This is a genomic window from Ruminococcus sp. (assembly GCF_016287535.1).
Taxonomy (GTDB): domain Bacteria; phylum Bacillota; class Clostridia; order Oscillospirales; family Ruminococcaceae; genus Ruminococcus.
Genome location: NZ_JAEFAJ010000002.1, coordinates 115,525 through 127,932, shown reverse-complemented (window position 1 = coordinate 127,932; position 12,408 = coordinate 115,525). Strand labels below are relative to the sequence as shown.

Genomic DNA, 12,408 nt, shown 5'->3' with positions numbered 1-12,408 from the left:
GCTCACTCCTTACAGATATCGTTTATCATTTCGCTGAAGCTTTTCATTATGACCTCCCAGCGATAGTTCCTGTCAACATATTCTCCCGCGTTCTGCCGCATGATACCGTACTCCCTGCCGTGAGAGAAGATATAGTCTAATATGCCTTCCAGCTCAAAATAATCAGTATAATAAAGACCGCCGTTGCTCTTTATGCAGTGTCCTTTCAGCACCTCGCACACGCCGTTCACTATAACGGGAACAGACAGCGTCATTGCTTCCAGCACCGATATCGAAAGGCTCTCGAAATTCGACGGCAGCCACAGGCACTTTGCTCCTGCTATGCCGCTGAACTTGTCCTCCTCGCTGACAAAGCCGAGGCTGATGATATCCTTATGGGAGGGTATATCGCATACCGGTTTTCCCATGAGCACCAGCTTCAGACCGCTGTCGGGACGGCGCTTTTTGTATTCGAGAAAGTATCTGAACATCGCAGGGCAGTTCTTGCCCTCGTCGATACGTCCCACATATATAAGATAATCGCCCTCGATGCCGAACTTGCTTCGGAAAGCCGCTTCATCAGGCTCACAGGGCACTTCAACGCCCGTGCCCATTACCCGGCAGGGTATATCCCTGCAGTCAAAGAGTCCCTGTACAAGCGCCTTTTCCTCGTCAGTGAGGAACACGAAGGCCTTCGGGAGAGTAAAAAGCTTCTCAAATGTTTTGAAGTGTATATAGGGCTCCTCATGGGCTGTGGGAATAAGCACCGCTTTGTCAGCCACCTCAGGAAGTCCCGCAACAGTAAGGTAATAGAGATAGGTAACGAATATGAAAACATCATATCTGTCCTTGTTTTCGCGGATATAGTCTATCGCCGCAGGAGAATAGGGACCCTGCTTCTCGAACCATATCTTTTCAGCCTCAGTGCTGTAATTTCCGGAGCGCAGGTACTTCCCGTTATAGTCGTTGAAGTCCTTTGCGCGGGGCTTTGCCACCGGGAAACGGAGAACCCTTACTCCGTTTATCTCCTCCTCGTCAGCCTTGTAGTGATTCTCCCATGTGGTGTATTCAAGTGCCTTTGTTGTAATCACGTCCACATCAAAGCTGCCTGCGAGCCTTTCGGCGATGAGACGGGTGTAATACTCCGAGCCGCCGTTGACTTCAAGTCCGTATCTCTGATTGACAAGAGCTATCCTTTTCATTATTCCTTATCTCCGCTCACTTCTCTGAAAAACTTCATGTATTTATCCACGATAACGTCCCACGCAAAATTGCTGCGGACGTAGTTCCTGCCGTTTTCGCCCATCTGCGCTGCTTTCTCCTTATTGCTCAGGAACCAGTCGGTGCAGCCCTCGAACTCAAAATAGTCCCCGAAGTAAAGCCCGCCGTTGGACTCTGAGGCGAAATTTCTCGTTACAGCGCAGTCGCTGTTTACGAGCACCGGACGTCCACACAGCCAGCTCTCCATGATAACAAGGGAGAAGCTCTCGTTGGTAGAGGGCTGACAGAGGAATTCCGCCGCTGCCTGAGCGTTGTACTTGTCCTGCAGGTCTATGAAGCCGAGGTCGATTATCCTCTTCTGCTTTACAAGTCCGTCAGGAAGCTCTATATTTCCGCCGCCTATGAGTATCAGCTTCAGGTCGGTGTCATGGCGCTTCACGTACTCGGAATAGTACCTGACAAGGGTATGGACATTCTTGCCCTCGTCCTTCCTTCCTGCGTATATCACAAAGGGACTGTCTATGCCGAATTTGCTCCGGAAAGCCGCAGCGTCTCCGGTAAGGTCCGTATATACTCCCTCGCCGAGACAGCCCTGCTTTACGCGGCTCATGTCGAAGACCCGGTTTGCCAGCTCGTACTCAGGCTTTGCGTGGTATATTATACCGCCGATGTTCTCGAAGACCGGTTTGAATACGTCCATATACACATAGGGCTCGTCATGGAAGCAGGGTATCAGCACCGATTTTTCAGGGCATACCTGCAAGCCATGATATGTCGTGCCGAACATATAGGGTATGAACACAAAGAGGCTGTACTCGTCACTGTGAGTCCTTATATACTCGCAGAGGTCGGGACTGTTCACCATTTCCTCAACATATGTGTTCTGATCGTCAGCGGAAACAGGAAGTCCCTTCATCAGCCTTGCGTTCACTGCGTCAAACGCTCCTGTATCGCGCTTCCTTACCTTGAAGCGCCTTATATTGAACCCGTGTACATTATCAGTACCCGCACTGAAATAGTTCTCGTTCCAGTCAGCGGAGAACTCCTTCACGCAGGTGCTGAGCATTTCCACTTCCACTCCTGCCTCGTGAAGATGCGTGGTGAGACCGCGGAGCTCCATTTCGGCTCCGCCGGGTATCTTCTCGCTGTACCACGGGATAACAAATCCTATTTTTTTCATTTCCTTATCCTTTTCTGCCGTCTATGAAGTCCCTGAGCTCCCTCTCGAATACAGCCCTGACGTTCTCATAGGAGAAGTCCTCAAGACGTCTGCGCTGACCTGCGATTATACTCTCCCGGAGCTTGTCGTCCGTGAGCACCCTGTCCATAACAGCCGCCGCGTATACGGGGTCATTGCTGTCAAGGAGCACTCCGCTGCCGCCGAGGGTATCTGATATTGCACTTGTATCATAAGCGATTATAGGGACATCGAAAAACATCGCTTCCACCAGCGGTACGCAGAAGCCCTCATGCTCGCTCATGCACACGAATGCGTCGGCAAGGTGATAATACGCAAGTATCTCGCTGAACTTTATATGTCCCGGAAAGACAACGTCATCGCCTATACCGAGAGCCCTTGCGTACTTCGCAAGACGGTCACGGTAGTTTTCCATGCCCCTGGCAGAGCCAACAAGTATCAGCCTTGATTCCGGATTGAGCTTCTTGTAGCTGTAAAATGCCCTTATGACGTTTTCCTGTTTCTTATTCGGAGCGATACGTCCCACAAAGATAATATTCTTCTTTCCGTCGCTGTATTTTTTTATCACAGCTTCATCAGGAGCCTGCCTGTAGTCATCAAACTTTATAAGTATCGGTCTGATATCTATAGGGCAGGTATAACCCATTTTCAGCAGCTCGGACTTATTGTACGCCGATACCGCCAGTACATAGTCCACTTTATCCCTGAGGAACTCAACGCCCTTGTAGCCGAGCTCCGTGAGCTGTGTGGCAGGTACGCTGTAGGAGCGGAAAAACTCAGCCGGCGTGATATTGTGATACACCATTATCCTGCGGCACTTATACTTTTCGAGCTTGAAGGTAAGGTCTGTGCCGGTAGACTTGTGGTATATAAGGACGTCGTCCTTTTTCAGATCACGGAGCTTGTCAACTTTTTTCGCAAGACCGCCGGGCAGCCGCTTGTCGATATTCTCAGCGTATATATCAGTGGAATATCCCATCTCGCTGATAACGCCTTTAAGAGCGATAGTGTCATTGCCTATAGCGTCGCCGAATGAGAGGGTGGGAAGGAGCTGTACTACGCGCATTATGCCTGCTCCTTTGTTATCATGCTGCGGAGCTCCGCGTTCTCACGCTCCAGCTTTTCAAGGCGCTTTGCAAGCTCTTTGTTTACTATTTCAAGGGTCTCGACCCTGTTGCACATATCCTTTGACTTGTCCTCTGATATTGCTTTTACGGCTATGGCAGTGTTGGCGTTGAAGTCGTTCTGCTCCATAACTATAGGATCCACATAGAATCTCATTATCTTGCGCAGAGCCTTCTTGAAGAATACCTTCACGGGATTGCCCTTGAACTCCTGATATGGCTGCACATAGTAGTGAGAAGTAACATAGTCTATGGCTTCCGCGGGAGAGCCGCCCTGAGCGGTCTTCTTATAGGGAATATCATCAAAGCTGAGCATATCCGAAGTAAGTCCTTTTTCCTTTATCTCCCTTCTTATGTCAGCCATTATCTGCTCTATATTTATACTATTGTCCATTTTCCGTGTCCTTTCGGTTACTTTTTTTCCAGTCTGTATTATCGTCAAGCCCGAAGCTGTGTTTTATCCTTGCGACACCCACATCTCCGACGCTCGACAGTATCTCTATCTTGTATATATGGCGGCAGTAATCAACAGGTATTCCGTCGCCGCATTCTATTGTAAAATCAAGGGTATACACATCAGGAAGAAGAGGTACGTCTTCCAGAACTATCTCTACTGTTCCGTCCTTTGAAATGTCAAATATATCAAAGCGGTCTATCCTCGTATTGGTGCCGTAGCAGGATATGCCCTTGCTGTTGAATACGCCTAGTCCGAAAACAGCGTCCTCCACCTTTTTCTTCACGCTGTAGCCTATCCTGAAAACTATCCTGTCGCCCGTGCGGAAAACAGACTGTTCTTCTCCTTCGGCACTGAAAGATGATACCTTTTCGATACGCGCATTGCCGTTGCCGTGACGTTCTGTCTCACAGGCACCCGTTACATTGCCGCTGTTCATGTTCTTCTGCATCTCACGGCTCATGAAGTCAAGGTATTCAAGGTCTACTTCTTTTGGGTCGCCCTCAGCGCGAATAAGGCCGTCGTATATCCATATCGAGCGGTCGCATATCTGCTCTATCTGACCGAGTGAATGTGAAACTATAACTATTGTCGCTCCCTGAGCCTTTATCTCTTTGAGCTTGGCAAAGCATTTCGCCTGAAAATTGGCGTCGCCAACCGCAAGTATCTCATCAATGAGGAGTATATCAGCGTCAACATTTATTGCTACGGAAAAGGCAAGGCGCATATACATTCCCGATGAATAGGTGCGGACAGGATTGTCTATAAAGCTTGCGAGCTCCGAGAAGTCGATTATATCCTGTAATCTCGCGTCAATTTCTTTTCTGGTAAGTCCGAATATGGAAGCGTTGGTGTAGATGTTCTCCCTGCCGCTCATATCCGGGTGAAAGCCTGCTCCGAGCTCGATAAGGCTCGATACTCTACCGTTCATCTTTATAGTTCCCGAATCGGGATACATTATCCTTGTCAGCAGTTTCAGGGTCGTGCTCTTTCCGCAGCCGTTCCTGCCGATAAGACCGATAGCCTCGCCCTTGTTCACCTTAAAGCTGATCCCTCTGAGCACCTTTCGCTCCTCATATTTGTTCCTTTTGAAGAAGAGAAGCCTTTCCTTCAACTGTGAACCCTTGTCAAGATATACCTTGAAGCTCTTGGTCACGTCTTTGACTTCTATCGCAATTTCATTTCCTGCCATCAGAGTTCCTCCGCAAAATGCCTTTGAAGCTTGTTGAATACCATTGTGCCGAATATAAGGAAGAATACTCCCAGTCCTGCCGCCAGAAGAAGGGTTGATAGGTCAGGCACCTGCTTTTCGTACAGCACGGTCCTGTAGCATTCGATTATATGCGTCATAGGATTGAGATCGAAATACTTTTCATATCCCGGAGGCACCTGATACACGATAGGAGTAAGATACATCCAACCCATAGCCACAATGCCGAGGATATGCTCCAGGTCTCTGAAATAAACTGTGACAGCAGAGGTCAGCAGGGACATTCCCAGAGCAAAGAGATATTCGACCAGCATGATAACAGGAAGCGTAAGCAGCGCAAGAAAATTGAAGCCTGTTCCCGTTACGATTATGACCGCGAATACCACTATGAAGCTCAGCAGCATATTCACGAAACAGCTGGTCACATAGGATATGGGGATTACCATTCTGGGAAAGTATATCTTCTTCACGAGGTCCTTCTGTGCCAGAACGGAAGCTGCTCCGGTTGTTATGGCAGAGGAGAAGAATATCCACGGTATCAGCGCAACGAACAGATAAAGGTAATACTTATCCACATTATTGTTCGGGAGTATATGTGTGAAAACTATCGTATAGACTATCAGCTGAAAAAGAGGATTGATGAAGGTCCACAGAAAGCCGAGGACAGAGCCCTTGTAGCGTCCGCGCAGATCCTTTTTCACAAGGCTGAATATCATTTGCCTGTATGCGTACAGCTCTTTTATCGTACTCATTTAACGCTCCTTAAAGCGCTGATAAGCGGTACTTTCCGCCAAAAGCGCATAAAATTCCATAGTATCTTTTAATTATATCACAAGCCATTTATGCTGTCAAGTAAAAAGCTGCCGTTCTGCCATATAATGCAAAAAACGGACAGTTTTGTCCGCTTTTTTAAATAACATATTCAATCCGGAGCAATGCAGTCACCGCCCCTGCATATCAACTATCATTTATGGTACTTTCCGCCCTCCGCTATCTGGAACGCGCGGTATATCTGCTCAAGGAGCATTACCCTCGCAAGCTGGTGCGGAAAGGTCATCTTCGACATTGAGAGTTTGAGAGTTCCCATTGCCTTTATCTCCGGGTCAAGTCCGAAGGAGCTGCCGATAATGAAAGTGACGGTGCTCTGCCCGCTCACTCCGGCTGAGCTTATCTTCTCCGAAAGTTCGGGACTTGTCAGCTGCTTTCCTTCGATGCACATGGGGACTATCATGCCCCTTGCGTACTTCTTTATCTGCTCCGCTTCCTTTTTCAGTGCGGTCGCTATCTCCTTCTCCGACGGGTCGTCACTGAGGCGGCACTCGTCCAGCTCACGGAGCTCGAATGTGCAGTATCTCCCCAGTCTCTTGATGTATTCCCCGCAGGCGCTGCGGAGATAATCCTCTTTCAGTTTTCCTATGACTATCAGATTTATATTCATCAGAATATCACCGCTCCTCCCTGTGTTTCAACAGGAGCTACTCCGAGGAGATAGTCCCTTCCTCTTGCGAATCTTTCAAGGCTTCTCTGTACAGTTCCGTCGGCAATATCGGGACGGTTGTTGTCCTGACTGAGATGTCCGAGAAGGAAATGTGTAGTTCCCCGCTCTATGAGCCTGCCCACCTGCACAGCGCAGTCGTCGTTGGAGAGATGACCGTTCTGCGAAAGGATACGCTCTTTCAGGTACAGCGGATAGGGACCTCTGCGCAGCATATAGTCATCGTAATTTGCTTCTATCAGCACCATGCGGCAGCCTGTAAGAGCTTCGTCCACCTCAGGGGTAACGTGACCGAGGTCGGTGCATATCGCACAGTATTTGTCGTCAGAGGTATGTATGCGATAGCCGCAGCTCTGTATGGCGTCGTGGGGAGTATCAAAGCAGCTCACCTCGCTGCCGCCGCAGCTTATAGTCTTGCCGTTTATGTCGATAACAGGCGAATTCACCGCTATCTTATTACCGTCGCAGAGCCTTTGCAGAGTGCGTTTCTGTCCGTACACCGGCATACCCGTCTTTTTTGTGAGCATAGTCAGGCCTGCGATGTGATCGGTGTGCTCATGGGTTATGAACACGCCCTGGACCGCGCTCAGCGGTATATTATTCACTTCAAGGGCTTCCGAGAGCCGTTTGAAGCTGACGCCGCAGTCTATAAGGATACCGCCCTTTTCAGTGCCGATAAATGTGGAATTGCCCTTGCTGGAACTGAAAAGGGGATAGAGTCTTGCCATTGGGATTCTCCGTTCTTTTTGATCATTATTATGCTTATAAGCGCAAAGCTTATAGTTGAGAGTTGACAGTTTTGGTGTCGCTTGCGGCGATATTATTTAAATAACGTGAACACAGCAAACACATTAACTCTCAACTCTCCACTTTCAACTCTCAACTTATTTTATTGATCTCCGTGCCCTGTCTTGTTTCCTTGACCTCATAACCGAGAGCCGCTATCTTATCGCGGAGCTCGTCAGCCAGTGCGAAGTTCTTTTCCTTACGTGCAGCCTGACGCTGTTCAACAAGCTCCATAACTTCATTCGGGACGTCGAGGACGCCGTCACCTACAGGATTTGCCGCTTCCTTGGCGTTTGCGATAAGGTCAAGTCCCATGACCTTGTCGAATTCGTTTATAAGTGCAAGCTTTGTAGCCGCATTTGCCTTTGATTTCAGAACGTCATATATAACAGTGATACCCATAGCGGTATTGATATCGTTTCCGAGAGCCTCGTTGAAAGCTCCCATAAGGCGGTCGTACTCAGCCTTGTCGATATCTCCGCCGCTCTCCTTTGTAAGTGGAGCTATCTTCTCTGTGAGCTTATTGTATGCTACCACAGCGTTGTCAAGGTTCTCCCATGAGAATACCAGCGACTTCCTGTAGTGAGACTGCAGGCAGAAGAAACGGTATACCACAGGCTTGTAGCCCTTTTCCTCAAGAAGCGATACCGTCAGGAACTCTCCCTTGCTCTTGCTCATCTTGCCGCTGTTTGTATTGAGGTGGAGCACATGGAACCAGTAATTGCACCACTTATGTCCGAGGTAAGCCTCAGACTGCGCTATCTCGTTGGTATGGTGAGGGAAAGCGTTGTCGATTCCGCCGCAGTGGATATCGAGGTACTCGCCGTTGTTCTTCATGCTTATGCACGAGCACTCGATATGCCAGCCCGGATAGCCTACGCCCCACGGGCTGTCCCATTTCAGCTCCTGGTCGTCAAATTTGGACTTGGTGAACCAGAGCACGAAGTCTGCCTTGTTGCGCTTGTTCTCGTCAGCCTCAACACCCTCACGGACGCCTACTGCAAGGTCTTCCTCGTTGAAATCGTTGAAAACATAATACTTTTCAAGCCTTGAGGTATCGAAATAGATATTTCCGCCTGCTTCGTAAGCGTAGCCCTTTTCCATAAGGGTGCTGATAACGCGGATAAACTCGTCTATATAGGTAGTTGCCGGAACTACAGTATCGGGCTTTCTGACGTTGAGTTTTTTGCAGTCCTCAAAGAATGCGTCTGTATAGAACTTAGCAATCTCCATTACTGTCTTGTGCTCGCGCTTGGCGCCCTTGAGCATCTTGTCGTCGCCGGTGTCGCCGTCGCTGGTAAGATGTCCCACGTCTGTGATGTTCATGACACGGTTCACATCGTAGCCGATGAAGCGCAGGTATTTTTCAAGAACGTCCTCCATGATGTAGCTTCTGAGATTACCAATGTGCGCAAAGTGGTACACGGTCGGTCCGCAGGTATACATATTGACTTTTCCCTCAGTATGAGGTACGAACTCCTCTTTCTTATGTGACAGTGAATTATATAACTGCATTTTTCTTCCTCCTATATAAAGTTGAGAGTTGAGAATTGAGAGTGGAGAGTTATTTCCCATTGCTCATTTTCTTCATATTCTCTTTTTTGGTTTTTATTATTGATGAAATAATCAGTTTTATTTCGTGAACATCTCTGTGCATTAATTCAAACTGTATCTCATTTATGTAATCTGTTTCACGCAGAAGCCGAAGCCAATATATCGTTTCTGCCGACTCCTTCAGAGCTATTCCCATTTTAGAAATAAAATCCCTGCCGCTTTGCGCTTCTAACGCTTAACTTATATTTGCGCCGATGCTCGTTCCGCTTCTCAGCACCTGTTGAGATAAAACATACTCTTTCTTTTCCAAAAGGAATTTATACAAATTAATTACTCTTACAGCAAATTTAAAACTTTTTTCGCCTACAATGCTATCACTCATATCTTCCTCACAGCTTTCCGAATTAAGAATTAAAAACTTTCAACTCTCAATTCTCAACTCTCAACTGAATCAGAACTCCCATATCTCAGGGGGCGGATTTTTTATTTTCAGCTTTGAGAAATAGCCGAACATCACAAGGAACTCCGGAAGTATGCGAAGTCCGTCATGATAGTAAGCTCCCATGCGCTCCTTTTCTTCAGCTATTCCCTTATAGCTCCGCGGACATGAGAATATCCAGTCGGCAGTAAGACTGTCGAAGCTGAGCCTGAAAAAGCCAGAGGGACTTTCCTCGCCGAAGCTTTCAAGGAGAGCGATATGGTCTCCTGCGTCGTCAGCCGCTCCCACATAAGCCATGCTTCCGTCAAGGCTGACAGCCGCAAGGAATCTGCTGTCGTTCTTTACAGCTTCGTTTACCGCCTCGTCTGAGGGATACTTTATTATATTCATCTCCGTCCTCCTTTTTACAAATAAAGAAATGAAACTATATCACACATTTTTTATGTTGTCAGGACATAAAAACAAAGCCTCCGAGGGCTGACCCTCGGAGGCGCAAAAGCACGTTTCCACTCCGTTTTTACTCATCATATCCTTAACGCGGACGAAACGCCGGCAGATACACACATACCGCTTCACTGCCGGAGCTGACAGCCGCACTTCACTTATCCCGACTGTGTGCTCACACCACCCGCACACTCTCTGAAAGTCCGCAGAAAAGCTACTCTGACTGCTACGCCTTTATCAGAACTAAGACCTTAGAACCAAGATCTTAGAATTTAGTTGTATACAAAAAAGCTGAGTCTAAGCTCTAAGCTCTAAGCTCTAAGCTCTAAGCTCTAAGCTCTAAGCTCTAAGCTCTAAGCTCTAAGCTCTAAGCTCTAAAAACTATTATATACCAAAGCACCGGGATTTGTCAAGACGGAGCGTCGCTTTTTAAATATGAACAAATTGTAAACATTTCCTCTTCCCCTTGACTTTACCCCCGTAAAAGTTATATACTTGTTTTAGCACTCTACGAGATAGAGTGCTAATCAATTTACTACGGAGATGTTTTTAATGGAAACCAAACAGTTCAAAGCAGAATCCAAAAGACTGCTCGATATGATGATCCACTCGATCTATACTCATAAGGAGATATTTCTCCGTGAGCTTATCTCCAATGCAAGCGACGCTATTGATAAGCTGTATTTCAAATCCCTCACCGATGACAAGGTAGGACTGAATAAAGACGATTTCGCAATATGGATATCCGCTGACAAGGACAGCCGCACCCTTAAAATTACCGACAACGGTATCGGCATGACCGAGGAGGAGCTTGAAAACAACCTCGGTACTATCGCAAACAGCGGCTCCTTCAAGTTCAAGAACGAGAACAAGCTGGAAGAGGACAATCAGATAATCGGACAGTTCGGTGTAGGCTTCTACTCGGCATTCATGGTAGCAAAGAAAGTCACCGTCATATCCAAGGCTTACGGAAGTGACAAGGCTTACCGCTGGGAGTCCGAGGGCATTGACGGCTATACCATTACCGAGGACGAAAAAAAGAACGCCGGCACAGAGATAATCCTCGAAATGCTTGACGATACAGAGGACGAGAACTACGGCGAGTTTCTCGACCAGTACAGGATAAAGTCCCTCGTTTCCAAATACTCTGACTATATCCGCTTCCCTATCAAGATGGAGGTATCCCACAGCCGTCCCAAGGAGCAGACAGAAGAGGAAAAGGAGAAGAACTTCCCTGTTGAGTATGAGGACTACATCGAGGTTGAAACTCTCAACAGCATGACTCCCCTCTGGAAAAAGAACAGGAACGAGCTGAAGGAGGAGGACTACAAGCACTTCTATACCGAGAAGTTCTTCGATTACAATGCTCCTCTGAAATATTCACACGTCAGCAACGAAATGCCTGCCTACAACGCACTGCTTTATATACCGTCAAAGGCTCCATTTGACTACTACTCAAAGGAATACGAAAAGGGCTTGCAGCTCTACTCAAACGGCGTACTCATCATGGACAAGTGCGCAGACCTTCTCCCCGATTATTTCAGCTTCGTAAAGGGGCTTGTTGACAGTGAGGACCTTTCGCTGAATATCTCCCGTGAGATGCTCCAGCACGACAGACAGCTGAAAGTGATCGCAAAGAGCATCGAAAAGACTGTCAGCAGCGAGCTGAAAAAGATGCTCAAGAACGAGCGTGAGAAGTACGAGGAATTCTGGAAGGCATTCGGCTTGCAGCTGAAATACGGTATCTACAGCGACTTCGGCATGAATAAGGAAAAGCTTCAGGATCTTCTCCTGTTCACTTCTTCCAACGAGCAGAAGCTTGTAACTCTTGACGAGTACGTTACAGGTATGCGTGAGGATCAGAAGTACATCTACTACGCTACAGGCGAGAGCGCAGCACGTATCGAGCAGCTCCCTCAGACAGAGCTGGTAAAGGACAACGGCTTCGAGATACTTTACCTGACGGACAATATCGACGAGTTCGCTGTAAAGTCGCTGATGAAGTACAAGGATAAGGAATTCAAGTCGGTATCCGCTGACGACCTGGGACTTGACTCACCTGAAAAGAAGGAAGAGCTCAAGGCTAAAGAGGAGGAGAGCGCAGACCTTCTCAAAGAGCTTCAGGAAGCGCTGAACGGCAAGGTAACAAAGGTGGCTATCTCACAGAGACTTAAATCCCACCCCGTATGCCTTACAAGCGAGGGCGAGATATCCCTTGAAATGGAGAAGGTCCTCAACTCCATGCCTACAGATCAGAAGGTACACGCGCAGAGAGTTCTGGAGATCAATCCCGACCATGAGATATTCGGCAAACTTAAAGCTCTCAGCGAGGGCGGCGACAAGGAAAAGCTGGGCAAGTACGCACAGCTGCTCTACGATCAGGCTCTTCTTATCGAAGGCATGAGCATTGAGAATCCCGTCGAGTTCTCGAACCTTATCTGCGAGCTTATGTAATAAATGCTGTAAAAATATGATTTCTGCAGGGGCGAGTGCCTGTTAGGCAT

General features: G+C 47.8%; 11 protein-coding genes and 1 pseudogene. 1 reads left to right on the top strand and 11 read right to left on the bottom strand.

Annotation, left to right across the window (positions count from 1 at the left end; genetic code table 11):
* Positions 1-2 precede the first annotated feature (2 nt).
* The 11 genes and pseudogenes from QZZ36_RS02175 to QZZ36_RS02125 all read right to left on the bottom strand — a co-directional run bounded on the left by QZZ36_RS02175 (position 3) and on the right by QZZ36_RS02125 (position 9,850).
* Positions 3-1,181, bottom strand: a complete 1,179-nt coding sequence (locus QZZ36_RS02175) for a glycosyltransferase family 4 protein (protein WP_295076016.1) — start codon at positions 1,179-1,181, stop codon at positions 3-5.
* A complete protein-coding gene (locus QZZ36_RS02170) occupies positions 1,181-2,380 on the bottom strand; it encodes a glycosyltransferase family 4 protein (protein WP_295076014.1) in 1,200 nt (399 codons plus the stop codon). The genes QZZ36_RS02175 and QZZ36_RS02170 overlap by 1 nt, the downstream gene beginning before the upstream one ends.
* Before the next feature lie 4 nt (positions 2,381-2,384).
* On the bottom strand, positions 2,385-3,464 hold the full coding sequence (locus tag QZZ36_RS02165; protein ID WP_295076011.1) for a glycosyltransferase: 1,080 nt from the start codon (positions 3,462-3,464) through the stop codon (positions 2,385-2,387).
* Positions 3,464-3,916 carry a hypothetical protein gene (locus QZZ36_RS02160; protein ID WP_295076008.1) on the bottom strand — a complete coding sequence of 151 codons (453 nt, stop codon included), beginning with the start codon at positions 3,914-3,916 and terminating at the stop codon, positions 3,464-3,466. The genes QZZ36_RS02165 and QZZ36_RS02160 overlap by 1 nt, the downstream gene beginning before the upstream one ends.
* Positions 3,906-5,168, bottom strand: coding sequence for an ABC transporter ATP-binding protein (locus QZZ36_RS02155; protein ID WP_295076005.1), 1,263 nt, complete (start codon positions 5,166-5,168; stop codon positions 3,906-3,908). The genes QZZ36_RS02160 and QZZ36_RS02155 overlap by 11 nt, the downstream gene beginning before the upstream one ends.
* Complete coding sequence (locus QZZ36_RS02150) at positions 5,168-5,938, bottom strand: ABC transporter permease (protein ID WP_295076002.1); 771 nt, start codon at positions 5,936-5,938, stop codon at positions 5,168-5,170. The genes QZZ36_RS02155 and QZZ36_RS02150 overlap by 1 nt, the downstream gene beginning before the upstream one ends.
* A gap of 212 nt (positions 5,939-6,150) precedes the next feature.
* Complete coding sequence (rlmH, locus tag QZZ36_RS02145; protein WP_365685439.1) at positions 6,151-6,627, bottom strand: 23S rRNA (pseudouridine(1915)-N(3))-methyltransferase RlmH; 477 nt, start codon at positions 6,625-6,627, stop codon at positions 6,151-6,153.
* A complete protein-coding gene (locus QZZ36_RS02140) occupies positions 6,624-7,409 on the bottom strand; it encodes an MBL fold metallo-hydrolase (RefSeq protein WP_295075996.1) in 786 nt (261 codons plus the stop codon). Before QZZ36_RS02140 ends, rlmH begins: the two co-directional genes overlap by 4 nt.
* 151 nt (positions 7,410-7,560) lie before the next feature.
* The gene (gene cysS / locus QZZ36_RS02135) at positions 7,561-8,982 is read right to left on the bottom strand and encodes a cysteine--tRNA ligase (protein WP_295075992.1); all 1,422 of its coding nucleotides are present in this window, start codon (positions 8,980-8,982) and stop codon (positions 7,561-7,563) included.
* A gap of 49 nt (positions 8,983-9,031) precedes the next feature.
* Positions 9,032-9,403, bottom strand: a pseudogene (locus QZZ36_RS02130) (four helix bundle protein).
* A gap of 69 nt (positions 9,404-9,472) precedes the next feature.
* On the bottom strand, positions 9,473-9,850 hold the full coding sequence (locus tag QZZ36_RS02125; protein ID WP_295075989.1) for a hypothetical protein: 378 nt from the start codon (positions 9,848-9,850) through the stop codon (positions 9,473-9,475).
* 606 nt (positions 9,851-10,456) lie between these two features.
* Between QZZ36_RS02125 and htpG the strand changes: the two genes are divergently transcribed.
* Positions 10,457-12,358 (top strand): molecular chaperone HtpG, encoded by a 1,902-nt coding sequence (gene htpG, locus QZZ36_RS02120; protein WP_295075986.1) that lies wholly within the window; start codon positions 10,457-10,459, stop codon positions 12,356-12,358.
* Positions 12,359-12,408 lie beyond the last annotated feature (50 nt).

Excerpts from the sequence above, each read along its gene's own strand:
- QZZ36_RS02175 (WP_295076016.1), bottom strand. The coding sequence starts at position 1,181 with ATGAAAAGGATAGCTCTTGTCAATCAGAGATACGGACTTGAAGTCAAC.
- QZZ36_RS02170 (WP_295076014.1), bottom strand. The coding sequence starts at position 2,380 with ATGAAAAAAATAGGATTTGTTATCCCGTGGTACAGCGAGAAGATACCC.
- QZZ36_RS02165 (WP_295076011.1), bottom strand. The coding sequence starts at position 3,464 with ATGCGCGTAGTACAGCTCCTTCCCACCCTCTCATTCGGCGACGCTATA.
- QZZ36_RS02160 (WP_295076008.1), bottom strand. The coding sequence starts at position 3,916 with ATGGACAATAGTATAAATATAGAGCAGATAATGGCTGACATAAGAAGG.
- QZZ36_RS02155 (WP_295076005.1), bottom strand. The coding sequence starts at position 5,168 with ATGGCAGGAAATGAAATTGCGATAGAAGTCAAAGACGTGACCAAGAGC.
- QZZ36_RS02150 (WP_295076002.1), bottom strand. The coding sequence starts at position 5,938 with ATGAGTACGATAAAAGAGCTGTACGCATACAGGCAAATGATATTCAGC.
- QZZ36_RS02140 (WP_295075996.1), bottom strand. The coding sequence starts at position 7,409 with ATGGCAAGACTCTATCCCCTTTTCAGTTCCAGCAAGGGCAATTCCACA.
- cysS (WP_295075992.1), bottom strand. The coding sequence starts at position 8,982 with ATGCAGTTATATAATTCACTGTCACATAAGAAAGAGGAGTTCGTACCT.
- QZZ36_RS02125 (WP_295075989.1), bottom strand. The coding sequence starts at position 9,850 with ATGAATATAATAAAGTATCCCTCAGACGAGGCGGTAAACGAAGCTGTA.
- htpG (WP_295075986.1), top strand. The coding sequence starts at position 10,457 with ATGGAAACCAAACAGTTCAAAGCAGAATCCAAAAGACTGCTCGATATG.